Origin of the sequence: Pseudoflavonifractor hominis (assembly GCF_014288125.1) — a bacterium.
Taxonomy (GTDB): Bacteria; Bacillota; Clostridia; order Oscillospirales; family Oscillospiraceae; genus Pseudoflavonifractor_A; species Pseudoflavonifractor_A gallinarum.
Window position 1 is genome coordinate 135,828 of record NZ_JACOPR010000004.1, and the last position, 24,949, is coordinate 160,776.

The window sequence follows — 24,949 nt, forward strand, 5'->3', positions numbered from 1 at the left end:
GTCCGGCCCTCAGGACAATGCCCGGGGGCCGGATAGGGGTGTTTAGTTGTTACCCATAGAATGCTGCGCCATATAGGCCCTGGCTATGTCTAGAACTATGGAGTTCCAATTCCAATGTACACTGTTTGGTCCAGCACATTCCGGAACATCCTGACTGAATTTTACCTCAGCATGTCCAATCACAGTACACTGGACATCCTTCGTACGGTACATCCCTGCAATAAAAAAGCTTCTATCAAACCAATACAGCGCTTTCTTTAAGTCCAGCATAGGAGCAGCCTCAAACGCTTCCATATCAGGCATGGTATCTCCCATCCAATCCAGTAGGACAAGAGCGCCACACTGTTCAAACGTTGGATAGCGACTGCAACTGGTCTGCTTATTTGAATATCCGACTACCTGGACCATGAAATACTTATTACAGTATACTTCAAGCTCTGGCTTTCCTTCTACAAGTTCTGGCACAAACCGAACTGCGATAATATCTCCTATCTTGTACTTAAATTTCTTGGGCTTGGGACGCTTCACGGTCTTGCGCGGCCCCTGGGGGGATTCCAGCTTCTTGCGCAGACGCTCCAGCACACGCTCCCGGCTGCGGCGGTCCGACTCATCGGCCCCTTCCCATTCCGCCATCGCCGCCCCGCTGTCCAGTATCTCCAGCGCGTTGCGCAGCGTATCCTCCGTCATCTGCCCCAGCTTCCACTGGATATCCGCCAGGATCAGCCGGAACACGGGGAGGTCTTCCTCGCTCAATTGCAGCTCCTTCCAGACCAGGGCCGCCGCCTCTTCCGGTGTGTGTCCCTCATAAAGCTGCTCATAGTATTCGTCCTTGATGTCCAGCGGAAGGTCTCCGCCGTACAGGGAAGTGTCCCAGGTTCCCATTTGCGCCGCCTCCTCTCCCCCCTTTTCGGGGGCCTTGGTAGTATCAGGATACCCCATTTTCTCCTCAAAGGCAACGGGCCGCTTCCGGATCAGTCTGCCCCGCTTCTCAGAACTGTATCTGCCGGATCTTGGAGTTCTTCCCGCCCACATCGCAGGCGTAGATCTGCTCATTATATTTGACTAAATATTGCGCCCGGCGTGTCGGTCCCGCCTGCCATGTACCATCCCGCTGTACGACATAAAGCGGGTAGTCTTGATCGCTATACCACTTAGAAGCGATTGTTCCATCTTTCAACGCGATAATCGGAGCAGGCGCTACTTTGTGAAAATCAAAGGGTATTTTGACCGCGGTATAGGTGCCATCTACAGTTGAAGCTGTGATCAGCCTCCCATATATACCGTTTGGGACAGACGGAAATCTATCCGCCTTCGTCCGTTTCACTGACATGTAGTCGTCTGTATAGAGCAGAGAGTCTCCATTCACACAAAACCCACCGGGAAATCCCCCTTTCAATATACCATCTTCATTTTGACCGCCAAGCAGCAGACATTTCCGCAGCAACAGGCGTCCGGGTTCATACTCGCGGAAGATGAAAAAGGCAGACCCCTCAAATTCCAATTCCCCAACGGCAAACCATTGCAGGTAAATCTCAGAACCGGAAACTACAAAATCTTTTGCTGGACACATGACCTCATAACCGGCAATGCGGTGCACAGCCTCCAGGGTACCATCTGCAAAAAGGCGAAACAGCCAATAGCCGCCATCTTTTTTATCAATAAAAAGCATGGAATCTTTGTAGATCACAGCTGGTGTTTTATCCATTGACTGCCAGTCGATATCAACTTTATGAAGACACCGGCCAGAGGTGTCCATAACGAAGGCTTGCTGATAGCCCAAAGTAAACAGGTGGTCATCGGAAGCTCCCATCCACCTTACAGAACGTATTTCCAGCTCAACCTCTTGAAGCAGTTCATCCGTTCTGGAAAAGATGCTGAGGATCGGCGGGACGGCACCAACGGATTTTTCACTCAAAATGTAGATCGCATCATTCACAAGAAGAGGCGGATGTGGTCCGCCGCCATGCATGTAGGGATTATAGATATTATTCCGAGGAAGCGCTATGCGCCCCAAAGCTTCAAAGTCAAGCAGGGTATGCATGGAGCCGTCATGAAAATGGAACGCTCCCGCCCAGGTCACTGCATATATGTCCCGATCCCCCATAAAAATCGGAGGCATCATATCACAGCCCGGAAATGTACAAATCAGCTTTTCTTTCATACGTGATTCCTCCAATCTCAGCACAGTATCATGCAATAATCCCCGAGATTACCCAAGATAAACCATGGTATAAAAGCTTCATCCGGCCAGGACTGTCTCCTCTCCCCCCCTTTTCGGGGGCCTTGGTAGTATCAGGATACCCCATTTTCCCCTCAAACGCAACGGCCCGCCCTTTGAAAAAACGGTTCCCCGTGGTATGATAGAGTTCCAAATGTGAAAGCGAGGGATTCCATGATTCTTTCTTTTTCCGGAACCGGCAACAGCCGCTACTGCGCCCAGATGCTCGCCCACCGGCTGGGGGACGCGTATGTGGACGCGGCCTACTACCTGCGCCAGGGGAGCCCGGCCCGCCTGCACTCCGAATCCCCCTGGGTCTTCGTGGCCCCCACGTACAGCTGGCAGCTGCCCCGGGTCTTTCGGGACTTCCTCCGCAGCAGCTCCTTCTCCGGCTGCCGGGAGGCCTATTTCGTCATGACCTGCGGCGCGGAGATCGGGGACGCCCACCGGGCCAACCGGACCCTGTGCGGGGAGCTGGGGCTCGCCTGCCGGGGCACCCTGCCGGTGGTCATGCCGGACAACTACCTGGTCCTCTTCCCCGCGCCGGAGGAGGGGGAGAGCAAGCGCCTCCTGGCCGCCGTCCGGCCCACGCTGGAGCAGGCGGCCGCGCGCATCCAGGCCGGGGAGGACTTCCCGCCCCCCGCCGCGGGTCTGCCCGACCGCCTCAAGTCCGGCCCGGTCAACCGGCTCTTCTACCGCTTTTTCGTAAAAGCCAAGCCCTTCACGGTCTCCTCCGCCTGCATCTCCTGCGGCAAATGCGCCCAGGACTGCCCCCTGGGGAACATCCACCTGGAGGGCGGCCGCCCCGTCTGGGGGAAGAACTGCACCCACTGCATGGCCTGTCTCTGCGGCTGCCCCGCGGCGGCCATCGAGTACGGCAAGGCCACCCGGGGCAAGGCCCGCTACCAGTGTCCCCCCTACCAGCCCTGAGCCCCGCTCTGGAAAGGAGTACGCGATGGAATGTTCCCCCTACTATGAGAGCGACGTGCTGGCCTATTTTGACGGCCACGCCGAAGAGCTAGCCCTGTACGAGGCCTTCTTCCGCCGCCTGTGCGCCCAGTTCCCCGCCTGCTCGGTCAAGGTGCAGAAGAGCCAGATCAGCTTCTACAACCGCCATCTCTTCGCCGCCGCCTCCCTGCCGGTCCGGCGGAAGAAGGACTGGCCCAAGACCTGCATCCTGGTGACCTTCGGGCTCTCCCACCGGCTGGACTCCCCCCGCGTGGCCGTGGCGGTGGAGCCCTATCCCAACCGCTGGACCCACCACGTGGTGGTCTCCTCGCCCCAGCAGCTGGACGACACCCTCTTCGCCTGGATCGAGGAGGCCTATCAGTTCGCCCAAACCAAATAGATAAAATAAAATGGCCCCGCCCTCTCTCCCAAAACAGGAGAAGGGGCGGGGCTTCCGCGTGTCGAACAGGTTCGACACGCTTCTCAAAAATGCAAGCATTTTTTCGAGGGGGATGCAGGCCGCCGCGCGCACTCGCTGACGCTCGCACACTTGCGGCCTGAGCAGAGTGTTTTCCGACGTACACGCCGCCGGAAAACACAATTTGATTCTCTTCCGCCGTCTGCGGACGGCGGAACTCTGCGAGGCTCTTGCAGCGCAATCTGAGAACACGTTTACATCAAAGGCGCCAAAATCCGCAGCACCGCGCGGAAGAGCCGCCGCACGCCCGAGTGGGCCCGGCAGCGCTGGAGGGTGATCCGCTCGCTCTGCGCCTGGGTGCGGAGGAAGTCCTCCTTGATGTCCCGCAGGCAGGGCGCGCCGCACAGCCACACGCCGTCCTCGAAGTGGAGGAACATGCTGCGGTAGTCCATGTTGACCGTCCCCACCGTGCCGAACTGGTCGTCCACCACGAAGTTCTTCCCGTGCATGAAGCCGGGGGTGTACTCGAAGATCTGCACCCCCGCCTCCAGCAGGGACTCGTAGTGGGCCCGGGTCACCTCGAAGATGACCTTCTTGTCGGGGATGTGGGGGGTGATGATGCGCACGTCCACCCCCGCCTTGGCCGCGTTGCACAGGGCGGTGTTGACGCTGTTGCTGACGATGAGGTAGGGGGTGGTCAGGTAGATATACTTCTTGGCCTTGTTGATGAGGTTGAGGTAGACGGTCTCCCCCACCGGCTCCCCGTCCAGGGGGCTGTCGGTGTAGGGCTGGACGAAGTAGTCCCCGCAGTGGGCGCACTCGGGCGGCAGGGAGGCCGGGCGGAAATCCTCCATGCACTCCTCCCCCCGCATGTAGTCCCACATGGTGAGGAACATCACCGTCATGCTCCACACCGCCTCCCCCCGCAGGAGGATGGCGGTGTCCTTCCAGTGGCCGTACTTGACCGCCCGGTTGATATACTCGTCAGCCAGGTTGATCCCGCCGGTAAAGCCCGTGTGGCCGTCGATGATGCACAGCTTCCGGTGGTCCCGGTTGTTCAGGCGCAGGGAGAGGATGGGGATGAAGCGGTTGAACACGCAGCACCGGATGCCCTTTGCCTCCAGCTGGGCGGCGTAGTCCTTGGGCAGGGTGAAGAGGCTGCCGATGTCGTCGTAGATGACCCGCACGTCCAGGCCCTCCCGCACCTTCTCCTCCAGCACCTCCAGAATGGAGTCCCAGAAGACCCCCTGCTCGATGATGAAATACTCCACGAAGATATACCGCTTGGCCTTGCGCAGCTCCTCCAGCATCCGGGGGAAGGCGTCGTCCCCCAGGGGGAAATAGGTGGCCTCGGTGTGGTTGTAGGCCGGGGCGTGGGCGTACTGCTCCAGATAGCGGGCCTGGTTCACCGCGTCGGCCCCAAAGCCGGAGAGCTCCTCGGCCTTGCAGTCCCGCTCCAGGGCGGAGGCCATCTGCCGGTCCATGCCCTGCATCTTTCTCTGCTGCCGGGGGGAGAGCCGGTTGCCGCCCAGGAGGAGGTAGATCAGTCCCCCGAAGACCGGGAAGAGCAGAATGGGGATGATCCAGGCGATCTTATAGCCCGGGTCGCTCTTGTTCCCCACGATCCACAGCACCGCCGCCACCGAGAGGGCGATGCAGAACCAGTAGAAATAGACAAAGTACGCGGAAAAGCGCCCCATCATGGCCAGCAGCAGGGCCAGCTGCACCACCAGCAGCAGCGCCGTCATGGTCAGCCGGTGGAAGAGGATGGAAGCCAGTTTCTTCATCATAGGAACGCCTCCCCGCCCGGCAGGGGCGTCAGCACCTCAGGCTTGCCCGACTGGACCACCACGTTCTCCTCCCCCAGCAGGCCCCGCAGCTCCTCCAGGAGCAGGGGGTGGATCTGGCAGGGGTAGGCCGGGGTCCACTGTCCCTCCGCGGCGAACTTGGCCCGCAAAGGCTCGCTCCCCGGGAACATGAGGAGAACCCGCAGGATGTGCCGCCAGCGGGGGTCCTCCCGGGCGGGCAGGCGGAGGTAGAGCTTGCGCACCTTCCCCGCCTCCGGCTCGGCCGGGGCGGAGGGGCCGCTCTCGGGCGCGCCCTGGAGGGGGCGCAGGCTGTCGCACATGAGCTGGGGGGGCTTTTCATCCCGCACCGAGATGCGCCCCTCGGCCACCACCGGGGTGTTCTCCTGCAGGCAGGCGCTGCACTCCCCCAGCACCCGGGAGAAGATGAGGACCTCCAGCGCGCCGGTGTCGTCCTCCAGGGTGGCGTAGGCCATGAGGCTGTTGCTCCGGGTGGTCCGGGTCTTGGAGGCCGTCACCACCCCGGCGATGGTCACCTTCTGCCCGTCGGCATAGCGCTCCGGTCCGCCCTCCCGGGCGAAGTCGGCGGTGATGGAGCCGATGGGCACGGCCCGGCAGGCCCGGGCGGCCGCCCGGTACTCGTCCATGGGGTGACCGGTCAGGTAGAGGCCGGTGGTCTCCTTCTCCATGGTCATGCGCTCCTGCCGGCTGAACTCCGGGATGTCCCGCAATACCAGCTGGGGGGCGGTCTCCATGGCGTCCCCTCCGCCGCCGAAGAGGTCGAACTGTCCGGCCAGGTTTTTCCGCTTGTTCTGGGCGATGGTGTCCACCAGCTGCTCGTAGGCGTCCAGCAGCTGGGAGCGGCGCACCCCCATGGAGTCGAAGGCCCCGCAGCGGATCAGGTTCTCCAGCACCCGCTTGTTGAGGTCGTGGTCAAAGAGCCGCAGGCAGAAGTCGGGGAAGTCCCGGAAGGGCCCCTTCTCCCGCTCGGCGAGCACGTCCCGCACGAAGCCCCAGCCCACCCCCTTCACGGCGGCCAGGCCGAAGCGCAGGTTCTCCCCGGACACGGTGAAGGAGGCCCCCGACTCGTTGATGTCGGGGGGCAGGAGGGAGATCCCGCAGTCCTTGCACTCGGCGATATACTCGGCCACCTTCTCGCTGGAATCCAGCACCGAGGTGAGGAGGGCGGCCATATACTCCCGGGTGCGGTGGCGCTTGAACCAGGCGGTCTGGTAGGCCACCACCGCGTAGCTCACCGCGTGGGCCTTGTTGAAGGCGTAGTTGGCGAAATCGTAGATCTCGTCGTACACGTCCTGGCCCACCTGCTCCGGGATGCCCCGGGCGATGCACCCGTCGATCCCCCGGTCGGGGTCGCCGTAGATGAAGGCCTTGCGCTCCCGCTCGATCTGGTCCTTTTTCTTCTTGGAGATGGCCCGGCGCACCATGTCGGCCTGTCCCAGGGAGTAGCCCGCCATGTCCTGGAAGATGCGGATGACCTGCTCCTGGTAGACGATGCACCCGTAGGTCACCTCCAGGATGGGCCGGAGGGAGGGGTGCTTGTAGGTGATCTTCTCCGGGTTCTGCTTGCAGGCGATGAACCGGGGGATGGACTCCATGGGGCCGGGGCGGTAGAGGGCGATGATGGCGGTGATGTCCTCGATGTTCTGGGGCTTGAGGCTCACGCACACGCCGGTCATGCCGGCCGACTCCATCTGGAAGACGCCCGAGGTCTTGCCCTCGGAGAGCATCTGGAAGACGGCCGGGTCGTGGTCGGGCAGGTTTTCCAGGGAAAAGTCCGGCTCCCGGGCCTGGACCAGCTTCACCGCGTCGTCCAGCACCGTCAGGTTGCGCAGGCCCAGAAAGTCCATCTTGAGCAGGCCCAGCTCCTCCAGGGTGGTCATGGTGTACTGGGTGACCACCGATTCGTCGTTTTTCGCCAGGGGCACGTACTCGTGGACCGGGCGGCGGGTGATGACCACCCCCGCGGCGTGGGTGGAGGCGTGGCGGGGCATGCCCTCGATGGCCTTGGCCGTGTCAATGAGGCGGCGGATGGTCCCATCTCCCTCATAGGCCTCCCGCAGGGGCTTGGAGAGCCGGATGGACTCGTCCAGGGTGATGTGGAGCGCCCCCGGGCCGCTGGGCACCTGCTTGGCCACCGCGTCCACCTCGGCGTAGGGGATGTTGAGGGCCCGGCCCACGTCCCGGATGGCCCCCTTGGCGGCCATGGTGCCGAAGGTGACGATCTGGGCCACGTGGTCGGGACCGTACTTGCGCTGGACGTACTCGATGACCTCCTGCCGCCGGCGGATGCAGAAGTCCACGTCGATGTCGGGCATGGTCACCCGCTCCGGGTTGAGGAAGCGCTCGAAGTACAGGTCGTAGCGCATGGGGTCGATCTCGGTGATGCGCAGGCAGTAGGCCACCATGGACCCGGCCGCCGAGCCGCGGCCCGGTCCCACGGGGATCTGGTGGCTCTTGGCGTAGTGGATGAAGTCGGAGACGATGAGGAAGTACTCCACAAAGCCCATCTGGCGGATGACCCCCATCTCGTACTCCAGCCGCTCCCGGTAGGCGGGGGGCGCGTCGGGGTAGCGCCGGGCAAAGCCCTCGTCACAGAGCTTTTGGAAATAGGCGTCCCCGTCGGTGTACCCCTCGGGGAGCTTGAACTCGGGCAGGTGGTACTTGCCGAACTCGAACTCCACCTGGCACCGCTCGGCGATGCGGGCTGTATTGGCCACCGCCTCGGGGTACTCGGGGAAGAGGGCGGCCATCTCCTCCTCCGACTTGATATAGAATTCCCGGGTCTCAAAGCGCATCCGGGAGGGGTCGTCCACCGTCTTGCCCATCTGGATGGCCATGAGGGTGTCCTGCATGGCCGAGTCCTCCCGGGTCAGATAGTGAGCGTCGTTGGTGAGCACCAGGGGGATGCCGGTCTCCCGGTGGAGGCGGAAGATGCCCTCGGCGGCCTCCCGCTGGGCGGGGATGCCGTGGTCCTGGATCTCCAGGTAGTAGTTCCCCTCCCCGAAGATCTCCTGCATCTCCAGGGCGTGGGCCTTGGCCCCCTCGTAGTTGCTCCCCAGGAGGAGCCGGGGCACCGCCCCCGCCAGACAGGCCGAGAGGGCGATGAGCCCCTCGGAGTGCGCCCGCAGCAGGTCCATGTCCACTCTCGGCTTGATATAAAAGCCCTCCAGAAAGGCCTGGGAGACCAGATAGCTCAGATTCCGGTAGCCCACCTCGTTTTGGCACAGGAGCACCAGGTGGCGGGCGGCCGAGTCCAGCTCGTGGACCTTGTCAAAGCGGGTGCGGGGGGCCACGTAGACCTCGCACCCGATGATGGGCTTGATCCCCGCCGCCTTGCAGGCCTTGTAGAAGTCGATCACGCCGTACATCACGCCGTGGTCTGTGATGGCCACCGCGCTCTGCCCCAGGTCCTTCACCCGCTGCACCAGCCCTCCGATGCGGCACGCGCCATCCAGAAGGCTATACTCCGTATGGACATGTAAATGGACAAAGGACATGGGTCTCCTCCTTTTGATCGGATCTGTATGCGTGTGGGGGCAAATGGGCGGTCCGGAGGCCCGCCCCTACGGTCTGTTGTCGGGGGCGGCGTCCCCGACGCCCCTTTCTTATTTCGGCTTCACGATGCTGCCGCAGTTGGGGCAGCGGTACTGCTCCGTCTGTCCGGGCAGCTGGTCGGTGGGGGTGCGCAGGGTGGCCCGGCACAGGGGGCAGGTCTTCCGCCGCACGCCGCCCTGGATGCCGAAGGCCAGGCACAGCACGCCCGCCACATAGCAGACCAGGGCGACGGCCTGGGCCTGCAGGGCGGTCTGGCTCACCGCGCCCAGCAGCAGCAGGACGATCCCTCCTGCCAGCACCGCCATCTGGCGGCCGGATGGTGTTCTCTGCATGGGTGTTCCTCCTTCCGTTATGCTTTCCCCAGCTCCATCAGCTTGCGCAGCCGGTGGTTGAGGCAGGACTTGGTCACCGGCGGGTCCAGGGCCTCGGCCAGCTGGGAGAGGGTGAGCTCCGGATGGGCAAGGCGGACCTCCGCCGTGGCGCGCAGCTTGGGGGGGAGCTCGTCCAGCATCCCCCGCTCTTCCAGCCGGTGGATGGCCTCGATCTGCTCCTGGGCGGCCTCCACCGCCTTGTCCAGGTTGGCCGCGTCGCAGTTCACCCGGCGGTTGACGCCCCCCACCACCGCCTTCTCCGCCTTGGCGTTCATCACGGCCATGGCCGAGAGGGGCGCGCCGATGCCGGTGAGGAAGTCCTCGATGGTCTCGCTCTGTTTGAAATAGGTGATGTAGTGGGACTTGCGGGTGGTCTCCTTGGGGAAGAAGCCCGCCTCCCGCAGCAGGGCGCTCATCTCCCGGCTCACGTTGTAGTGGGAGGTGGCCAGCTCCAGGTGGTAGCGCTTGGTGGGGTCGGTCACCGATCCCCCCGCCAGAAAGGCCCCCCGGAAGAAGGCGGTGCGGCAGTGCTCCTCCTCCAACACGGCGAAATTGATGTGGTGGGCCAGGGTCTCCCCGGGGTCGTAGCCGAAGACCTCGCAGATGGCGGAGAGCTTGTCCGCATCCTGAATGGCGAAGATGTACTTTCCCCGGTGCTCCGGCTCGGTCTGGCGGTCAAAGCGGAGCTTGAAGGCCTTCTTGAAGAGGGCCGGAAGCCGCCGGGCAAACTCCTCGGATTCGGTGACGATCCGGGCCCCGGCGGCCGAAAACTGATTGCAGAAGAGCAGCACCCCGTAGGCTTCCGCCTGGGCGCAGCAGCGGCGGGAGAGCTCATTCCGGCACAGCTCCCCCTTGGTCTCCGATGCGAAGGACATGGCCGCTCCCCCCTTAAAAGATCCGGGTGTGGGCCCGCTCTTCGTAGATCTCCATCACCGCCTGGGCCAGACGGGTCACCGAGTGGCGGGCGTAGTTGGAGGTCTCGGAGGAGACCGGACGGGTGACCAGCTCCACCCCCAGGGCCTCGATGGCCTCCTTGTCCACGGTGATGGGGATGGCGTCCTCCTCCCGGTAGCGCTCCAGAAGGCCGGGCCGCACCGGGGCGGAGTTGCACAGGCACAGGTCCACCAGCCCCGGGCCGGAGTGGTCCAGGAGGGCGGCCACGTGGTCGGAGGCCGTCATTCCCTCGGTCTCGCCGTCCTGGGTCATGATGTTGCAGATGTAGAGCTTGAGGGCCTTGGAGCGGCACACCGCCTCGGCGATCCCGTCCACCAGCAGGTTGGGGATCACGCTGGTGTAGAGGCTCCCCGGCCCCAGGAGGATGAGCTCGGCCTCCTCAATGGCCTCCACCGCCGCAGGCAGGGCGGCCGGACGCTCGGGCAGGAGCCGGACGCTGCGGATGCGGCAGTCCTGCTCCTTCTTGAACTGGAAGATCTTGGACTCCCCCACCACGGAGGTGCCGTTTTCGAAGGTGGCCTCCAGCTGCACGTTCTCGTTGGTCACCGGGAGGATGCGCCCCGAGATGGCCAGTACCTCGCTCATGCGGGCCACCGCCTCGTCGAAGGAGGGGTAGATCCCGTTGAGGGCGGCCAGGATGAGGTTGCCGAAGGACTGCCCGGTCAGCCGCCCCGAGCCGCTGGGAAAGCGGTAGCTGAGCAGCTGCTCCATCACCGGCTCGGCGTTGGCCAGGGCCTCCATGCAGTGGCGGATGTCCCCCGGAGGCGGCATACCCAGGTCCTCCCGCAGCACCCCCGATCCGCCGCCGTCGTCGGCCACGGTGACGATGGCCGTGAGATTGCGGGTATGTAGCTTCAGGCCGCGCAGCATGGTGGACAGTCCCGTCCCACCGCCGATGGCCACGATCTTGGGGCCGCGGCCCACTTCACAGCAATTCCGTTCTGTCATGTACGATTCCTCCGCGCTGAATGGGTGGGGCCTGCCCCACGGCAAGCCTTATGCCCGGGTCATGTCCCGGTGGTTCTCGCTGGCGTCATAGCCCTTCTGGCGAATGAACTCGGCCAGGGCCCGGGTGACGGCCACCGAGCGGTGCTGTCCGCCGGTGCAGCCCACGGCGATGACCAGCACGGTCTTTCCCTCGGCCACGTACTGGGGCAGGAGGAAGTTCATCAGGTTCTCCAGATGGGTCATGAAATCCCGGGTCTGTTGGTAGTGGAACACGAAGGAGCGCACCGGCTCGTCCAGTCCGGTCTGGGTGCGCAGCTCCGCGATGTAATAGGGGTTGGGCAGGAAGCGCACGTCAAAGACCAGGTCGGCCTCGATGGGGATGCCGTACTTGAAGCCGAAGGAGATGACGTTGATGCTCATGGCGTGGGGGACCTGCCCGTCTCCGAAGAGGCGCAGCACCTCCCCCCGCAGCTTGGCGGTGGAGAGGGCGGTGGTGTCGATGATGTACTCGGCCCGCTGCCGCACCGGCTGGAGGGCGTCCCGCTCCTCCTGGACGGCCTGGGCCAGGGACCGCCCGTCCCGGGAGAGGGGGTGGATGCGCCTGGTCTCCTTGTAGCGCTTGATGATGGCCTCGGGGGCGGCCTCCACAAAGAGGATCTTGTACACGCACCCCATCTCCTTCAGGGCGCTCAGGGCCTCAAAGAGGTCGTCAAAGGTGTGTCCGCCCCGGATGTCGGTCACCAGGGCCACCCGCTGATACTTGCCCTGTCCCGCCATGCACAGCTCGGCAAACTTGGGGATGAGCGGGGCGGGCATGTTGTCCACCACGTAAAATCCCATGTCCTCGATAAAGGACGCCGTCTTGCTCTTTCCCGCTCCGGACAGGCCGGAAATGATCACAAATTCCATCCCTCTTGCTCCTCTCTCCCGCGGGGACCGCTCAGATCCCCAGGGTACGAACCTCCATCTCCAGCGTCACGCCGGTCTCCCGGAAGACGGTCTCCCGGATGTGGGCGGTCAGATCCATCACGTCGGCGCAGGTGGCCCCGCCCCGGTTGATGACAAAGCCCGCGTGCTTCTCCGACACCTGGGCGCCCCCCACGCGCTTGCCCTTCAGGCCGCAGCGCTCGATGAGGGCGGCGGCAAAGTGCCCCTCGGGCCGCTTGAAGGTGCTCCCCGCGCTGGGGTACTCCAGGGGCTGCTTCCCCCGGCGGCGGGCGGCCAGGTCCTCCATCTTGGCGCGGATGTCGCTCCGCTCCCCCCGCTCCAGGCGGAAGACGCCGCCCAGGATCAGGCGCGTGCCGTCGGAAAAGGCGCTGTGCCGGTAGGAGAAGCCCTGCTCCTCCCCCGCCACGGCGCAGATGGTCCCCTCCGGCGTGAGGACCCGGGTCTCCTGGGCGACCTGGCACATCTCGCCGCCGTAGGCCCCCGCGTTCATCATCAGGGCGCCTCCCACGGTGCCGGGGATGCCGTGGGCAAACTCCAGCCCGGTGAGGCCGTGCTCCAGGGCAAAGTTGGCCAGCCGGGAGAGCAGCACCCCGCTTCCGGCCCGGATGACCTCCCCCTCCACCGAGAGATGGTCCATCCCGTCAAAGGTCTTGAGAATCAAGCCCTCATACCCGGTGTCCGACACCAGAAGGTTGGAGCCGTTGCCCATGAAAAAGGGCTCGATCCCATGGGCGCGGGCCGCCTGGACCACGCCCGCGGCCTCCTCCTCACTGCGGGGCAGCGCCATCAGCCGGGCGGGCCCCCCGATGCGAAACGAGGTGTGCCGCTCCATCGGCTCCCGCTCCCGCAGCTCCATGCCGGGAAACCTCTCTCTGAGTGCCTGAATCAATGCGGAATAAACGTCCATGGAAACCTCCAAACGATCGATCCTCTGACCGCCGCCGCCCGGGATTTCCCCGTTGGCCCGGCCAGTCTATAACTCTTATTATAACAGCTTTTTCCATAGATTAGAATAGGCCCGCCCCAAATCCCCCCATCACAGAGAAAGACCGCGGGAAGCCCCTGTCAGAAGGCTCCCCGCGGTGTTGGGTCCTGGAAGGAGGGCCGGCAGGCGGCAGGACCCGCTGCAAGCGGTCCGCCGGGCGGCCCTGAAAGCATCATACCGCGGCGCCAGGGCCGTTCGATATGGAAAAAAAGTCGGAGCAAGCACTTGCACGCTTGCCCCGACATGGAGCAGGTGACGGGAATCGAACCCGCGTGTTCAGCTTGGGAAGCTGACATTCTACCATTGAACTACACCTGCATCTTGGTTACTGACTCGGATATTATAGCACGCCCCATCCGGTTTGGCAAGTGATTTTTTTCCAGATGGTCCCGGCTTTTTGGCCCGCTCCCCTTTCCTGCGCAAAATCCATCGAATCGGGTCCCACAATAAAAAATATCCCCCCCGGCCTTCCGGTATGTTCCTTCTCTGCCCGGAAATACTGAGGAACAGACCGTTTCTGCACAGGAGGGACCGCGCAATGATAGGAAAAGTGGAAATCTGCGGCGTCAATACGTCCAAGCTCAAGGTCCTCAAAAATGAGGAGACCATGGCGCTGCTGAAACAGGCCAAGGCCGGAGACGCGGAAGCCCGGGAGGCCCTGATCTCCGGCAATCTCCGGCTGGTCCTCTCGGTCATTCAGAAATTTTCCGGCCGCGGCGAAAACGTGGACGATCTCTTTCAGGTGGGGTGCATCGGCCTCATCAAGGCCATCGACAACTTCAATACCGACCTGGACGTGCGCTTCTCCACCTACGGCGTGCCCATGATCGTGGGGGAGATCCGCCGCTATCTCCGGGACAACAGCGCCGTGCGGGTCTCCCGCTCCATGCGGGACACCGCCTACAAGGTCTTGCAGGTCAAGGAGGCCTTCCTCTCCCAGCACCAGCGGGAGCCCTCCATCGAGGAGATCGCCAAGGCCCTGGACGTGCGCCGGGAGGAGATCATCTTCGCCCTGGACGCCATCGTGGACCCGGTCTCCCTCTACGAGCCGGTCTACTCCGACGGCGGGGACGCCATCTGCGTCATGGACCAGGTGCGGGACTCCAAAAACACCGACGAGAACTGGCTGGAGCAAATCGCCCTCAAGGAGGCCATGGCCCAGCTCTCCGACCGGGAGCGGCACATCCTCAACCTGCGCTTTTTCGAGGGGCGGACTCAGATGGAGGTCTCCACCGAGGTGGGCATCTCCCAGGCCCAGGTCTCCCGCCTGGAGAAAAACGCCATCAAGCAGCTGCGCAAAAATATGTAAGCGCTTCTCCAAATCCGCGCATTTTGGATCGGAGGCTCAGGCCGCCGCATGCACTCGCTGACACTAAGGGCGCTCCGGTATGATCACCGGAGCGCCCCCATTCTCTTTCTATTATATTCTTCTTCCCCGCACCAGCAGCATCATGGGGCGGCGCAGCTCGTCCGCCATGCCCGGCACGTCCATCAGGGCGGGATCGGGCCGGGGCTCCACCACCCGCTCCAGCGCAAAGCCGGTCTCCAGCAGCGTGTTGAGCCAGTCGGTCAGGGTATGGTGGTATTTCACCACCTCACAGCCCAGGAAATGGGCGGTGCGCTTCCCCTCGGTAAAGTACCGGTCCACCGGCCAGTGGAGCGGCCGGCCGTTCCCATCGCAGTACCAGTCCTGGCTTCCCTCCGCGGTAAAGATCGGGTGCTCGCAGGAGAACACGAACACCCCGCCCGGTACCAGCAGGTCGTGGACCTTCTGAAAGACCGGCCGCAGGTCGTCCACGTAGTGCAGGGCCAGTGAGCTGAGGGCCACATCAAAGGAGCCCGCCTCCCCCTCCAGGTCCTCCATGGCCGCCCGGCGGTAGGTGATGCGGGGGTCCTGGGTCATTTCCCTGGCCCGCTCCAGCATTTTCTCCGAGAGGTCGGTCCCCAGCACCGACCGGGCCCCCTGCTCCGCGGCATAGCGGCAGTGCCACCCGAACCCGCAGCCCAGGTCCAGCACCCGCTTGTCCGTGAAATCGGGCAGGAGCTTTTTCAGCTCGTGCCACTCGCCGGCCGCCCGCAGCCCCTCCACGGAGCGGGGAAAGCGGCTGTATGCTTCAAAAAATGTCTCGTTGTCGTAGTGGTTTTCTTTCATGGTTTCACCTTATTCTATGCTGTATATGCTGTCCATCCGGCGCGCTTACCCCCGGTAGGGCCGGTATCCGTTCCCCCGGCCCCGTCCCTTCCCGTAGGCCCGGCGTTTTCTCCGGCCCCCGCTGGAGACCACCAGCAGCACCAGGATCACCAGGCCCAGCACCACGCCGTACACGGTCAGGCCCACCTGGTTGGGGGAGCGGAGCAGGTCCACCGGGTTCCAGGAGGGGATCACCTGCTTGCGCCCCTCGGGAGCGGCATAGCGCTCGTCCACCGTCCCCATGGACCGGAGGTAGGAGGCCAGAGCGTACCACTCCTTCACCTCCGCGCCGCTGGCGTTGTGGATGATGCGCGCCTCCAGGTCCTCCACCGGCGCGCCGTTCTCGTCCCGGGGGGTGATGCCCAGGATGCCGAAGGACTGGCCGTTGACCGTCCCCAGCATCTGCCCGCAGTAGAGCCCCGTCACCACCCGGTAGAGCCGGTCATCCTCGATGGGTACCCGCTTCCCGTCCTCCAGCACCTGCCAGCAGTCGGTGACCTTGTTGAAGATCAGCCGGTGGGGGTTGAGGCTCCAGCCCATCCCCGCGCCGTAGAGCTGGGCCTCGGGCATCAGGGGCGTGACCGAGGCGTCCACCTCGAAGGCGTCCTTCAGCTCATGCCCGTACAGGTAGGCCGAGATGAGGGGATAGCCCGGCGTCCCGTCCGCCCCGATCCCCAGGGAGGACACCTGGAAGGCGTCCGCCGTGGTGATGGGCCCCGGGGTGAAGGAGCTGCGGATCACGCCCTCGGCCACCACGGCGAAGTCCACCGGTACATAGTCCGCCCCCTCGGCCTTCTTCACCGCATAGAGATAGGAGTCGGCGATCAGGTTGCCCAGAGGTTCCTCCTGCTGCGCCTCTCCAAAGGTCTGGATGGCGGGAAAGGACCAGGGGTTTTGGGCCAGCACCTGGTCGTACCCCAGGCCGTAGTCCCGCAGGTATCCCTCCTCCACCTTTCGCTGAAAGACCTCGGCCATGGCCACCATCTCCGGGTCCTCGGGCACGGTCTCGTCCACCGGGAGGAGGGTGTAGTCCACCAGCTCCAGCCCGCCGTTCTCCTTCCGCTCCACCGTCAGCCGGCCCAGGTTGGCCGTGTCCGCCCCGCAGGAGACGATGAGGGTGTCCCCCACCCGGATGGGCTCCTCCAGGGTGGTGTGGGTGTGGCCCGAGAGGATCACGTCGATCCCGTCCACCTTCCGGGCCAGCTCGTAGTCCTCCCCCTTGCCGTTGTCCGTGCCGCTGTGGGAGAGGCAGACGATGAAGTCGGCCTCCTCCCTGGCCTGGATCTCCTGCACCACCCGCTGGGCGGCCTGGGCCGCCGGCTCAAACTCCATGCCGGACATGGGCGCGTTGGAGTCGGCCTCCTCCCCCATCACGCCGAACACCGCGATGCGCAGGGGGTCCCCGTCGGCGGAGCGGCCCCGCTCGATGACGGTATAGTCGGTGACGCCGTAGTTCTCCCAGGCCGCCCAGCTCTCGGTGTCGCTCTCCGGGGGGCGGTAGTTGGCCTCCACGATGGCGGGGAGGGTCTCCCCGCTCTCCACCGCCGCGTTCAGCATGGCCGCAAGCCCTCCGGCGCGGTAGTCGAACTCGTGGTTTCCAAAGGTGGTGGCGTCATACCGCATTTCCCCCAGGGCCCGCAGCTCGGGGGCGTCGGTGGAGTAGATGGTCTGGAGCAGGGACCCCATGGAAAAGTCCCCCGCGTCCAGGGTCACCAGGGCCTGGCCCTCCCCGCTGGGAAAGGCCTCCCGCTCCTGCCGGAGCAGGGTGGCCAGGCGGGTGTATCCCCCATATGCTCCCCCCTCCGACTCGGTGGGGTACCAGTGGTCGTGGGTGTCGTGGGTAAACAGGATGCGCAGGGTATCGCGCTCCCCCTGGGCCCGGGCGGGGGCAGCGCTCCCTGCCAGCACCGCGCCCAGCAGCACCAGGACCGGAATGCACCGGACTCCTCTCATTTCCAGTATCCTCCCTTTTTTCTGTCTTTCCTGGTCTCATTATGCCATAACCTGCACAAAAAGGGAAGGGCCCCGGCCCGCACTCTTTGGGAAGTCTCTTTTCGCATTTTCCCGTTGACAAGCGTCTTGAATCCTGCTATACTGATCAGGCACAATAAAGCAGAACGGTCCCCGTCCTCACCTCCAGCACAGAGCGAAGAGGTTGATAGCGTTGCAGAACACGCCGGAATTCCGGCGGTGTTTTTCGTGCGATTGCGGGTACCGGGCTGGTAGCCGCTTTTTTGTTTTGCTTATTGAGAATGGGAGGTGCTGTCGTATCAGCAACAAGGGTCATCAAATCAACGAAGAAATCCGCGACAAGGAAGTCCGTCTGGTCTCTGCCACCGGCGAGCAGCTTGGTATCATGTCTGCCCGGGAGGCGCTGGAGAAGGCCATGGAGGCCGATCTGGACCTGGTGAAGATTTCCCCCACCGCCGTCCCCCCCGTCTGCAAGCTCATGGACTACGGTAAGTTCAAGTTCGAGCAGACCAAGCGGGAGAAGGAAGCCAAGAAGAATCAGCGCGTCGTGGAGATCAAGGAAGTCCGCATGTCTCCCAGCATTGACGTGAACGACTTCAACGTCAAGCTGCGCAACGCTCAGAAGTTCCTGGGCGAGGGCAACCGCGTCAAGGTCACCGTCCGCTTCCGCGGCCGTGAGATGGCGCATACGGACATCGGCAAGAATCTGCTGGTGAAATTCGCGGAGGAGTGCGGCGAGGTCGCCACGTTGGATAAGGAGCCCAAGCTGGACGGACGGCACATGTCCATCTTCCTCTCCCCCAAGACCGCGAAGGAGACCAAGAAGTAAGAGGGCTTCCTTCTTACCTGTATCCTGGATATTGTTAAAGTAAAGGAGATCACTACCATGCCTAAGCTGAAAACCCACAGCGGCGCGAAGAAGAGATTCAACCTCACCAAGACCGGCAAGGTCAAGCGCGCCCACGCCAACAAGCGTCACCTGCTCAACGGTCACGGCAAGACCACCAAGCTGAAGAGAGGCCTCCGTGCCGGCGCTTACGCGGACAAGACCAACGAGCCCGCCATCAAGCGTCTGATCCCTTATAAATAAGAACTTTTTACTCATTGATATAGGAGGCTAATCTACAATGGCTAGAGTTAAAGGCGCGATGATGACGCGCAAGAGAAGAAATAAGACCCTGAAGCTGGCGAAGGGCTACTTTGGCGCGAAGTCCAAGCACTTCAAGATGGCCAAGGAGCAGGTCATGAAGTCCCTGGTGTACGCTTACACCGGCCGCCGTCTGAAGAAGCGCGATTTCCGTCAGCTCTGGATCGCCCGCATCTCCGCCGGCTGCAAGCAGAACGGCATGAACTACTCCACCTTCATGAACGGCCTGAAGAAGGCTGGTGTGGAGATCAACCGCAAGATGCTCTCCGAGCTGGCCATCCACGACAAGGCTGCTTTCACCCAGCTGACCGAGCTGGCCAAGAGCAAGCTGGCCTAAGTTTTCTAAGAAAAAACCGGAACTCCGTCTGGAGTTCCGGTTTTTTGTTTGTCTGTCTCCCGATTACCTGCGCCGGTCCATGTGCTCCTGCCACCGCTGGCGGAAGAGCTCCAGATGGCACCGCTCATCGGCCAGAATCCGCCGCAGATTGGCCCGCACGTTCTCGTCCCCGATCCAGCGGGCCTGGTTCTCGTAGATCCGGATGGAGGCCTCCTCCGCCCGGACGGCGGCCTGCAATAAGGGACCCATCATCCGGTTATACTGATTGTACTCGGGCGACCACCAGACCCGCCGGCCCCGCTGTACGCTCCACAGGCGTGGCTCGCCCCCCAGCTGCACCGCCAGCGCCCCGAAGATCTCCAGGTGGTGGAGCTCCACCATGGCCACCTCGTGGAAGGTCTGGGCCAGCGCCTCCTCCCCGGCGCACACCAGCTGGTCATACAGATACAGGGACGCCGCGGACATCTCGGACGTCCCGCCCCCCATGTTGCTCAGCATGGCCCGGGCATAGCGGAGGTTTCTGCCCTCCACCCGGATCTCCGGATAGGGCTCCGGCGCGCGGAAGGCCGCGGCCACGCAGATCATTTCCATCGGTACCCCTCCCTTCCTTAAATCTAATTTTAAATATTATATCTAATACTCCTGTTGACTATTTCTTGCGATGCGTGTTATACTAACCATAGCAGAGGCGGTGTACGCCTTTCAATCTATGCGTGATCGGGTGACTTTTATGAACCATGAACATATCCTGCCTGGCGATTCCTCCAAGCTCTACTACCACCCCGCTCCCCGCCGGAAGCGGATCTCTGAACAGGGCCGGGACCCCTACGACGGCCTGCGCCCCTGGTCGGCCATTACCCACGGTGCGGGCGCCCTGCTGGGCGTGGTGGGCACCGTGGCTCTCCTCCTGCGCGCCTGGGCCCTGGGTCTGGACGCCTGGCATGTGGTGTCCTTTCTGATCTATGGGCTGTCCATGATCGGGCTCTATACGGCCAGTACCCTCTACCACTGCGTCAACACCAGCGTCAAGGGCCGCATCGCCCTGCGCAAATACGACCACACCTCCATCTATCTCCTCATCGCCGGGTCCTATACCCCCATCTGTCTGGTCCCCCTGCGGACCTACGGTCTCTGGGGCTGGGTCCTCTTCGGGGTGATCTGGGCGCTGGCCCTGGCGGGCTTCGCGCTGGCGGTGGCCTGGATCGACGCCCCCCGCTGGGTGACCTCCGGGCTGTGCCTCTTCATGGGGTGGATGGCGCTGGTGGCCCTGGTCCCCCTCACCCAGGTGCTCCCCGCCGCCGGATTTTTCTGGCTCCTGGCGGGCGGTGTGCTCTACTCAGTGGGCGGCGTGCTCTACGCGGTCAAGTGGCCCGGCCGGAACAACCCCCGCTTCGGCTGTCACGAGATCTTCCACGTGTTCATCCTGCTGGGCAGCGTCTGCCACTTTATCCTCATGTACCAGGTGGTCGCTTTCCTCTAAGTTGATCCTGCACCAAGGCCGCAGTCCGATGGACTGCGGCCTTTTCCTTCCGGTTGACAGACCGGGCCGGGAGGCACTATACTGAATACAAACTCATCCAAGGAGGTCCTCCCTATGGCACATATCGCATGGATCGGCGCCGGTGTGATGGGACGCCCCATGGCCGGCCATCTGGCCGCCCATGGACACAGCGTTTCCGTCTATACCCGCCGTTTTGAAACCCTCTCTGAAGTGGCGGCCCAGTATCATCTGACCCCCTGCTCCACCATCGCCCAGGCGGTCCAGGATGCCGACGCCATCTTTGTCATGGTCGGCTATCCCCGCGACGTGGAGGAGGTTTTTACCGGCGCGGAGGGCATCTTTGCCCACGCCAAGCCCGGCGCGCTGGCCATCGACATGACCACCTCCTCCCCCGCGCTGGCCCAGCGGCTCCACGCCCTGGGAAAGGAGCGGGGCATCCGCGTGCTGGACGCCCCGGTCTCGGGCGGAGACAGCGGCGCCCGCAACGCCTCCCTCTCCATCATGGTGGGGGGCGACGAGGCCGACTTTGAGGCGGCCGCCCCCTTCTTCGCCTGCATGGGCAAGAGCATCCACTACATGGGCCCCGCCGGGGCCGGACAGCACACCAAGGCCGCCAACCAGATCGCCGTGGCGGGGGCCACCGCCGCCTATACCGAGGCGCTGGTCTACGCCCAGCAGGTGGGGCTGGATCCCCAGGCCATGCTCCAGGCCATCGGCGGCGGAGCGGCGGGCTCCTGGCAGATCGCCAATATGGCCCCCCGGGTGCTCAAGGGCGATTTTGCCCCCGGCTTTTTCATCAAGCACTTCATCAAGGACATGCGCATCGTCCAGGAGGAGTGCCGCAGCCGCGGCGTGGACCTGGAGATGCTCAACACCGTCTGCGCCCTCTATGAGAAGATGGCGGAGGACGGCCTGGAGAACGAGGGGACCCAGGCCCTGATCCAGTACTACCAGTCCCGCTGAACACTTCTCAAACATGCAGTCTTTTCTTGCGGAGACGCAGTTTGCCCCGGCCCGGTTCCCTGATCCGGGCCGGGGCTTTTTTCGGGCGTTTCTGGGTGCTTTTTCTGTTTTTGTGTCTCTTTGCCATTGACAAATGCCATTTCCTCCGCCTACAATGGGAAAATACTTGCTCAAACGCGATATTCCAGCCAGAAAGGATCGAATGTGCCCCGTGACCCGTGATCGTATCCTCCGTTTCTGGCGGGGACCATGGAGACGCAATCCATGGCTCCGCCTTCCCGTCATCGGCTTTGCCCCGCTGCTCCTCCTCTACCTGTGCCAGCTCATCACCTTACAGGGCGCACCGGAGGCCGCGGCCTGGATGGACAGCCATGTGCAGGCCGTCTTTTTTACATACTGCTTTCTCTTTTTGCTCCAGCAGCTGCTCCTGCTTCTGACCCGGCGATTCTTCGCGGCGGCGGCCATGCTCACGCTGCCCCTGCTCCTCTTCTCCATCGCCAACCACTTGAAGGAGGTCCTCAACGGCGCCCCCATCCTGGCCAGCGACCTGGCCATGACCGGGCAGGCCGGGCAGATCGCCGGATTTCTCCGCCCCGGGATGGAGCTGGGTACGGCCACCTGGCAGGGGATCGGGCTTGCCCTCCTCCTGCTGGTGCTGGCCTTTCTCTTCTCCAAGGGGGAGCCCTCTCCCCGCTGGAACCGGCTCCCCCGCCGCCTGGGCTGCCTGACCCTGACCCTCTCCCTGCTGGGCAATCTCCTGTGGATGCCCGGCTCCCGCGCCCTCCTCTCCGGCCCCGAGGGGGAGAGCCAGGGGGAGCGCAACCAGCGTCTGGGCCTGCTCTCCGGCATGTACAGCGCCCTGTGCGAGAGCGCCATGGAGGCCCCCGATGCCTACACCGAGAACAACCTCAACCGCATCCTCCTCCAGCTGGAGGCTGCCCAGGAGCCCGCCGATCCCCAGGCCCAGCAGCCCAACATCATCCTCATCCTGTCGGAGAGCTTCTTCGACATCACCGCCCTCCCCGGCATCACCTTTGCGGAGGACCCCATCCCCAACTTCCACGCCCTCCAGCAGGAGGCCGCCGGGGGGACCTTCCTCTCCTCCGCCTATGCGGGGGGCACCGGGAATGTGGAGATGGAGCTCTTCACCGGCGTCCCCTCCGCCTTCCCCGGCGCGTCGGAGAGCCTCACCACCCTCAGCGACCGCACCACCTACTCCCGTCTCCCCTCTCTGGTCAAGGCCCTGGAAGGGCAGGGCTATGAGACCGCCATGGTGCACTCCTACAACGACAGCCTCTACAACCGCGCCGCCAACCTGCCCGCCATCGGCTTCGACCGGCTGGTGTACGACGAGGACTTCACCGTGGAGCCCCGGTATGCGGGCGGCTACCTCTCGGACGACACCCTGGCCGACCAGCTCCTTACCCTCTTCGTGGAGAAGGGGGACGCCCCCCTCTTCCTCTACGGTCTGACCATGGAGAACCACCAGCCCTATTACGACGGGAAATTTTCCTCCCCCTCCGGGATAGACTATACCTGTCCCAGTCTGACCGGAGCCGACCTGGGGGCCCTGGACTCCCTGATCCACGGCCTCCACGACGCCGACGCCATGCTGGGCAAGCTGGTGGACGCCCTGGAGGACTGCGGGGAGCCCGTCCTCCTGGTCTTCCTGGGGGACCACCTGCCCGGGCTCTCTCTGGGCACTTCGGACTCCATCTACTCCAAGCTGGGCTACTCCTCCTCCCCCAACACCGAGGACTGGGACACCCAGGAGCTCTTCCGGATGCACCAGACCTCCTATGTGGTGTGGAACAACTACGGCGCGGAGCTGGAGGCCCCCGATCTGGTGAGCGTCTCGGGCATGGGAACCCAGATCCTGGACTGGGCGGGGCTCTGGAAGCCCCTCTGGTTCACCTGGGTGGACCAGGCCGGTGAGGACATGCTGCTCTACCGGGAGCGGCTCTTCGTGGACGGCGCGGGGATGCCCTACGCCGCTCCGCCCGAGGAGAGCGCGGAGACCGTCTCCATCTACCGCTCCCTGGTCTACGACATCCTCTACGGGGAACACTATATTGCGGAGGAGCTCACCTGCTACACCCCTGAGCGGGAATAAATTCCATCCCCCGGCCCTTGCCAAAGGGGTCACAGCCCGCTATGATAGGGGAGAAGCGCAAGCAACCCAACCGAACAGGAGGCTCGTTTTCCGGTGCGCATTGTGAAATCTGTTTTTCGTATCCTACTGCGGCTCATTCTCATTGCGGCCGCTCTGGCCGCCCTGGCCGCGCTCACCCTGGCCTTTCTCCGCTGGCGGGGCTACATCCTCCTGCCCGACGAGGTCCATCCCCCCGAGTGGCAGGTCTTCGGCGTGGACGTGTCCACCTACCAGGGGGAGGTGGACTGGACCTCCCTGGCCGGGCAGGGGGTGGACTTTGCCTTCATCAAGGCCACCGAGGGCAGCGGCCTCAAGGACGTGCGCTTTGCGGAGAACTGGAGCGGCTCCCAGGCCGCCGGCATCCGCCCCGGGGCCTACCATTTCTTCAGCTACGACAGCCCCGGCGAGACCCAGGCCCAGAATTTCATCGAGACCGTGCCGGTGACGCCGGGCTCCCTCCCCCCGGTGGTGGACATCGAGTTTTACGGCTCCTATCTGGATGAGCCGGCCGACGCCGCCGCCACCAAGGCCATTCTGGACCCCCTCCTGGAGGTGCTGGAGGAGCACTACGGCGTCAAGCCCATCCTCTACGCCACCTACCGCTCCTACCAGCTCTATCTCTCCGGGCGGGAGTATCAGGACTACCCCCTCTGGATCAGCAGTCCCCTGGTGGCCCCCCTGCTCCACGACTGGGACTTCTGGCAGTACAGCCACGCCGCCCGGCTGGAGGGCTATCAGGGCCGGGAGCAGCGCATCGACCTGAACGTCTTCCGGGGCAGCCGGAAGGCCTTCGATGCCTTCGGCCTGCCCACTGCATAATAAGAAAACGGCCCTCCGGCTTGTTGCCGGAGGGCCATTCTTTTTTACTGTATCTGCACGGTGCTCTCGTCTATATAGACGCTGCCTTCCCATCCCGACTCCTGCGCGTCTCCGTACATGGCCACCCCTTCCTGGGGGGTGAGGGTGTACTCATAATAGACATGGGCTTCGTCGCTCTCTCCCGGGAGGAGCACCGTGGTCTCCGTCTGGGCCTCTGTCACCACGTCCACCGACCGGTGCGCGCCCCAGTCCATCCAGCGGGAGATCTGCCGGGCCCCGGAGTAGATGGAGGCCGCCACCAGGACGCACAGCACCGCGCCCACCGTCCACCGGGTCCGCCGGTCCGGCCGGCGCCGCTGGTCCGACACGCCGCACAGCCGCGCCGCCAGCTCCTCCGGCGTGCCCCACTGCTCCATCAGGCGCGCCTCTCCCTCCGCCCCCGCTTCCGCCAGGGTGCGCTCGTAATAGGTCACCAGGCGCTCGGCCTCCGCTCGATCCACCCGGAGGATCAGGGCATTCCACAGCCCCTGCAAATAGGCTTCCTTCGTCATATTTCCTTTCCTCCCGCTGTCCTGTGGTTGTTCGGTGCTATCATATAATATCCCCGGCCCACAGACAAGGCTCCCTTCTTTAAAATCGGATTAAAAATGTCCCTGGACGCAGACGCCTGTCCGGATTTGCTTCCTTGTCGACCAGC

At 63.7% G+C, this 24,949-nt stretch carries 23 protein-coding genes and 1 tRNA gene; 10 read left to right on the plus strand and 14 right to left on the minus strand.

Annotation, left to right across the window (positions count from 1 at the left end):
* Nucleotides 1–42: 42 nt before the first annotated feature.
* Both H8S34_RS08430 and H8S34_RS08435 read right to left on the minus strand, forming a co-directional pair.
* Nucleotides 43–882 carry a hypothetical protein gene (locus H8S34_RS08430; RefSeq protein ID WP_101692766.1) on the minus strand — a complete coding sequence of 280 codons (840 nt, stop codon included), beginning with the start codon at nucleotides 880–882 and terminating at the stop codon, nucleotides 43–45.
* Between the two features lie 106 nt (nucleotides 883–988).
* Entirely contained in the window at nucleotides 989–2,161 is a 1,173-nt protein-coding gene (locus H8S34_RS08435; protein ID WP_101692765.1) for a hypothetical protein, read from the minus strand.
* A 231-nt stretch (nucleotides 2,162–2,392) separates the two neighbouring features.
* On the opposite strand from H8S34_RS08435, the gene H8S34_RS08440 reads away from it, so the two are divergent.
* Together H8S34_RS08440 and H8S34_RS08445 are read left to right on the plus strand one after the other, a co-directional pair.
* A complete protein-coding gene (locus H8S34_RS08440) occupies nucleotides 2,393–3,148 on the plus strand; it encodes an EFR1 family ferrodoxin (RefSeq protein ID WP_186963716.1) in 756 nt (251 codons plus the stop codon).
* Nucleotides 3,149–3,173: 25 nt separating this feature from the next.
* Nucleotides 3,174–3,566 (plus strand): DUF5655 domain-containing protein, encoded by a 393-nt coding sequence (locus H8S34_RS08445; RefSeq protein WP_186963717.1) that lies wholly within the window; start codon nucleotides 3,174–3,176, stop codon nucleotides 3,564–3,566.
* Between the two features lie 272 nt (nucleotides 3,567–3,838).
* Here the strand turns inward: H8S34_RS08445 and cls are convergent, their stop codons facing one another.
* The 8 genes from cls to H8S34_RS08485 form a co-directional block, all read right to left on the minus strand.
* Nucleotides 3,839–5,371, minus strand: a complete 1,533-nt coding sequence (gene cls, locus H8S34_RS08450; protein WP_186963765.1) for a cardiolipin synthase — start codon at nucleotides 5,369–5,371, stop codon at nucleotides 3,839–3,841.
* Nucleotides 5,371–8,907 (minus strand): DNA polymerase III subunit alpha, encoded by a 3,537-nt coding sequence (locus tag H8S34_RS08455; protein WP_186963718.1) that lies wholly within the window; start codon nucleotides 8,905–8,907, stop codon nucleotides 5,371–5,373. The genes cls and H8S34_RS08455 overlap by 1 nt, the downstream gene beginning before the upstream one ends.
* A gap of 108 nt (nucleotides 8,908–9,015) precedes the next feature.
* On the minus strand, nucleotides 9,016–9,297 hold the full coding sequence (locus tag H8S34_RS08460) for a hypothetical protein (protein ID WP_145996860.1): 282 nt from the start codon (nucleotides 9,295–9,297) through the stop codon (nucleotides 9,016–9,018).
* A gap of 17 nt (nucleotides 9,298–9,314) precedes the next feature.
* Nucleotides 9,315–10,211 (minus strand): DNA-binding protein WhiA, encoded by an 897-nt coding sequence (whiA, locus tag H8S34_RS08465; protein WP_101692760.1) that lies wholly within the window; start codon nucleotides 10,209–10,211, stop codon nucleotides 9,315–9,317.
* 13 nt (nucleotides 10,212–10,224) lie between these two features.
* Nucleotides 10,225–11,238 (minus strand): gluconeogenesis factor YvcK family protein, encoded by a 1,014-nt coding sequence (locus H8S34_RS08470; protein ID WP_101692759.1) that lies wholly within the window; start codon nucleotides 11,236–11,238, stop codon nucleotides 10,225–10,227.
* A gap of 48 nt (nucleotides 11,239–11,286) precedes the next feature.
* Entirely contained in the window at nucleotides 11,287–12,147 is an 861-nt protein-coding gene (rapZ, locus tag H8S34_RS08475; RefSeq protein WP_101692758.1) for an RNase adapter RapZ, read from the minus strand.
* Between the two features lie 31 nt (nucleotides 12,148–12,178).
* Nucleotides 12,179–13,093 (minus strand): UDP-N-acetylmuramate dehydrogenase, encoded by a 915-nt coding sequence (gene murB, locus H8S34_RS08480; RefSeq protein WP_186963719.1) that lies wholly within the window; start codon nucleotides 13,091–13,093, stop codon nucleotides 12,179–12,181.
* Nucleotides 13,094–13,415: 322 nt separating this feature from the next.
* A tRNA-Gly gene (locus H8S34_RS08485) sits at nucleotides 13,416–13,489 on the minus strand.
* A gap of 220 nt (nucleotides 13,490–13,709) precedes the next feature.
* On the opposite strand from H8S34_RS08485, the gene sigG reads away from it, so the two are divergent.
* Nucleotides 13,710–14,480 (plus strand): RNA polymerase sporulation sigma factor SigG, encoded by a 771-nt coding sequence (sigG, locus tag H8S34_RS08490; RefSeq protein ID WP_101692756.1) that lies wholly within the window; start codon nucleotides 13,710–13,712, stop codon nucleotides 14,478–14,480.
* 111 nt (nucleotides 14,481–14,591) lie between these two features.
* Here the strand turns inward: sigG and H8S34_RS08495 are convergent, their stop codons facing one another.
* Nucleotides 14,592–15,323: a class I SAM-dependent methyltransferase gene (locus tag H8S34_RS08495; RefSeq protein ID WP_101692755.1), complete on the minus strand. Its 732-nt coding sequence runs from the start codon at nucleotides 15,321–15,323 to the stop codon at nucleotides 14,592–14,594.
* Between the two features lie 45 nt (nucleotides 15,324–15,368).
* On the minus strand, nucleotides 15,369–17,315 hold the full coding sequence (locus tag H8S34_RS08500; protein WP_186963720.1) for a bifunctional metallophosphatase/5'-nucleotidase: 1,947 nt from the start codon (nucleotides 17,313–17,315) through the stop codon (nucleotides 15,369–15,371).
* Nucleotides 17,316–17,601: 286 nt separating this feature from the next.
* Here H8S34_RS08500 and infC point away from each other — a divergent pair, with 286 nt between their 5' ends.
* The 3 genes from infC to rplT are packed head-to-tail and all read left to right on the plus strand — an operon-like array spanning nucleotide 17,602 to nucleotide 18,817.
* Nucleotides 17,602–18,162, plus strand: a complete 561-nt coding sequence (infC, locus tag H8S34_RS08505; protein ID WP_207724933.1) for a translation initiation factor IF-3 — start codon at nucleotides 17,602–17,604, stop codon at nucleotides 18,160–18,162.
* A 57-nt stretch (nucleotides 18,163–18,219) separates the two neighbouring features.
* Nucleotides 18,220–18,423: a 50S ribosomal protein L35 gene (gene rpmI, locus H8S34_RS08510; RefSeq protein WP_101692753.1), complete on the plus strand. Its 204-nt coding sequence runs from the start codon at nucleotides 18,220–18,222 to the stop codon at nucleotides 18,421–18,423.
* A gap of 37 nt (nucleotides 18,424–18,460) precedes the next feature.
* Nucleotides 18,461–18,817: a 50S ribosomal protein L20 gene (gene rplT / locus H8S34_RS08515; RefSeq protein ID WP_087259349.1), complete on the plus strand. Its 357-nt coding sequence runs from the start codon at nucleotides 18,461–18,463 to the stop codon at nucleotides 18,815–18,817.
* Nucleotides 18,818–18,880: 63 nt separating this feature from the next.
* On the opposite strand, the gene H8S34_RS08520 is transcribed toward rplT, so the two are convergent.
* Nucleotides 18,881–19,408, minus strand: a complete 528-nt coding sequence (locus H8S34_RS08520) for a ferritin-like domain-containing protein (protein WP_186963721.1) — start codon at nucleotides 19,406–19,408, stop codon at nucleotides 18,881–18,883.
* 139 nt (nucleotides 19,409–19,547) lie between these two features.
* On the opposite strand from H8S34_RS08520, the gene trhA reads away from it, so the two are divergent.
* From trhA to H8S34_RS08540, 4 genes are all read left to right on the plus strand, one after another.
* Complete coding sequence (trhA, locus tag H8S34_RS08525; RefSeq protein WP_101693954.1) at nucleotides 19,548–20,297, plus strand: PAQR family membrane homeostasis protein TrhA; 750 nt, start codon at nucleotides 19,548–19,550, stop codon at nucleotides 20,295–20,297.
* A 114-nt stretch (nucleotides 20,298–20,411) separates the two neighbouring features.
* Complete coding sequence (locus tag H8S34_RS08530; RefSeq protein WP_186963722.1) at nucleotides 20,412–21,281, plus strand: NAD(P)-dependent oxidoreductase; 870 nt, start codon at nucleotides 20,412–20,414, stop codon at nucleotides 21,279–21,281.
* A 211-nt stretch (nucleotides 21,282–21,492) separates the two neighbouring features.
* On the plus strand, nucleotides 21,493–23,394 hold the full coding sequence (locus tag H8S34_RS08535; protein WP_186963723.1) for an LTA synthase family protein: 1,902 nt from the start codon (nucleotides 21,493–21,495) through the stop codon (nucleotides 23,392–23,394).
* Nucleotides 23,395–23,487: 93 nt separating this feature from the next.
* Entirely contained in the window at nucleotides 23,488–24,252 is a 765-nt protein-coding gene (locus H8S34_RS08540) for a glycoside hydrolase family 25 protein (RefSeq protein WP_366485804.1), read from the plus strand.
* A 44-nt stretch (nucleotides 24,253–24,296) separates the two neighbouring features.
* Here H8S34_RS08540 and H8S34_RS08545 read toward each other — a convergent pair whose 3' ends face one another.
* Nucleotides 24,297–24,803, minus strand: a complete 507-nt coding sequence (locus tag H8S34_RS08545) for a hypothetical protein (protein WP_101692749.1) — start codon at nucleotides 24,801–24,803, stop codon at nucleotides 24,297–24,299.
* Between the last annotated feature and the right edge of the window lie 146 nt (nucleotides 24,804–24,949).

What these genes read in the sequence shown, in the direction of transcription:
- H8S34_RS08430 (WP_101692766.1), bottom strand. Translation starts at nt 882, where the DNA reads ATGGGAACCTGGGACACTTCCCTGTACGGCGGAGACCTTCCGCTGGAC.
- H8S34_RS08435 (WP_101692765.1), bottom strand. Translation starts at nt 2,161, where the DNA reads ATGAAAGAAAAGCTGATTTGTACATTTCCGGGCTGTGATATGATGCCT.
- H8S34_RS08440 (WP_186963716.1), top strand. Translation starts at nt 2,393, where the DNA reads ATGATTCTTTCTTTTTCCGGAACCGGCAACAGCCGCTACTGCGCCCAG.
- H8S34_RS08445 (WP_186963717.1), top strand. Translation starts at nt 3,174, where the DNA reads ATGGAATGTTCCCCCTACTATGAGAGCGACGTGCTGGCCTATTTTGAC.
- cls (WP_186963765.1), bottom strand. Translation starts at nt 5,371, where the DNA reads ATGAAGAAACTGGCTTCCATCCTCTTCCACCGGCTGACCATGACGGCG.
- H8S34_RS08455 (WP_186963718.1), bottom strand. Translation starts at nt 8,907, where the DNA reads ATGTCCTTTGTCCATTTACATGTCCATACGGAGTATAGCCTTCTGGAT.
- H8S34_RS08460 (WP_145996860.1), bottom strand. Translation starts at nt 9,297, where the DNA reads ATGCAGAGAACACCATCCGGCCGCCAGATGGCGGTGCTGGCAGGAGGG.
- whiA (WP_101692760.1), bottom strand. Translation starts at nt 10,211, where the DNA reads ATGTCCTTCGCATCGGAGACCAAGGGGGAGCTGTGCCGGAATGAGCTC.
- H8S34_RS08470 (WP_101692759.1), bottom strand. Translation starts at nt 11,238, where the DNA reads ATGACAGAACGGAATTGCTGTGAAGTGGGCCGCGGCCCCAAGATCGTG.
- rapZ (WP_101692758.1), bottom strand. Translation starts at nt 12,147, where the DNA reads ATGGAATTTGTGATCATTTCCGGCCTGTCCGGAGCGGGAAAGAGCAAG.
- murB (WP_186963719.1), bottom strand. Translation starts at nt 13,093, where the DNA reads ATGGACGTTTATTCCGCATTGATTCAGGCACTCAGAGAGAGGTTTCCC.
- sigG (WP_101692756.1), top strand. Translation starts at nt 13,710, where the DNA reads ATGATAGGAAAAGTGGAAATCTGCGGCGTCAATACGTCCAAGCTCAAG.
- H8S34_RS08495 (WP_101692755.1), bottom strand. Translation starts at nt 15,323, where the DNA reads ATGAAAGAAAACCACTACGACAACGAGACATTTTTTGAAGCATACAGC.
- H8S34_RS08500 (WP_186963720.1), bottom strand. Translation starts at nt 17,315, where the DNA reads ATGAGAGGAGTCCGGTGCATTCCGGTCCTGGTGCTGCTGGGCGCGGTG.
- rpmI (WP_101692753.1), top strand. Translation starts at nt 18,220, where the DNA reads ATGCCTAAGCTGAAAACCCACAGCGGCGCGAAGAAGAGATTCAACCTC.
- rplT (WP_087259349.1), top strand. Translation starts at nt 18,461, where the DNA reads ATGGCTAGAGTTAAAGGCGCGATGATGACGCGCAAGAGAAGAAATAAG.
- H8S34_RS08520 (WP_186963721.1), bottom strand. Translation starts at nt 19,408, where the DNA reads ATGGAAATGATCTGCGTGGCCGCGGCCTTCCGCGCGCCGGAGCCCTAT.
- trhA (WP_101693954.1), top strand. Translation starts at nt 19,548, where the DNA reads ATGAACCATGAACATATCCTGCCTGGCGATTCCTCCAAGCTCTACTAC.
- H8S34_RS08530 (WP_186963722.1), top strand. Translation starts at nt 20,412, where the DNA reads ATGGCACATATCGCATGGATCGGCGCCGGTGTGATGGGACGCCCCATG.
- H8S34_RS08545 (WP_101692749.1), bottom strand. Translation starts at nt 24,803, where the DNA reads ATGACGAAGGAAGCCTATTTGCAGGGGCTGTGGAATGCCCTGATCCTC.